1 protein-coding gene is annotated in these 739 nt (G+C 50.9%); it reads right to left on the bottom strand.

Features of this window, described 5'->3' with window-relative positions:
• Window positions 1-739 (bottom strand): Ig-like domain-containing protein (locus HGT71_RS15620; protein ID WP_214218605.1); only part of this gene is annotated, 739 nt, incomplete at both ends.

Raw genomic sequence — 739 nt, 5'->3', positions numbered from 1 at the left:
GTCTGCCGTCGTGGTACCCAACACCGTTTTATCACCGTCTTTCAGGGTAATTTCTGCGCCTGCTTGCGCTTTACCACTAAAGGTCATCTCATTGACGTTGGTAGTTCCATGATCATTTACCGCCACGTCGGTATGCGCTTTATCCACCACATCGGTGATAGTCGGCGCAGCCGGTTTACCCGCATCAGGATCCACGTTAGCTGAAGTATCGACGGTGACATCGAAACCTTCCGATACGGGGCTAGTGTTACCCGCCGCATCCGATGATGTCGCAGTGATATCGTACGTCCCATTTTGTAACGTCGTATCCACGCTCCAGTTACCATTGGCGTCAGCTGTACCACGACCCACTTCTTTACCATCACTGTTTTTCAACACGACGGTAGTGTTCGCTTCGGCGTGACCCTTGAAGGTAACTTCTGATGTCGTAGTCGTCGCATGATCAGCAATAGCATGATCAGGATGACCGGTCTCTATTACTTCATCGATAGTCGGTTTAGCCGGCGCTTGAGTATCAACCGTAAAATCGTATCCCGCTGACGGTAAACTGCTTCCTGCTGAATTGCTGGCGGTTGCAGTGACATCATGCGGCCCATCCGAAAGAGCAACATTCGGGGTGAAGCTCCAGTTACCTTGAGCATTCGCGGTTGTTGTCCCGAGAACTTTATCACCATCTTTCAGCGTGATTTGCGCTCCGGCCGCTGATGTTCCTTTAAAGGTGAGCTCATTCACTTTTGTC

Origin of the sequence: Rosenbergiella epipactidis (assembly GCF_018494055.1) — a bacterium.
Classification (GTDB): domain Bacteria; phylum Pseudomonadota; class Gammaproteobacteria; order Enterobacterales; family Enterobacteriaceae; genus Rosenbergiella; species Rosenbergiella epipactidis.
This window is presented reverse-complemented; position numbering and strand designations above follow the sequence as displayed.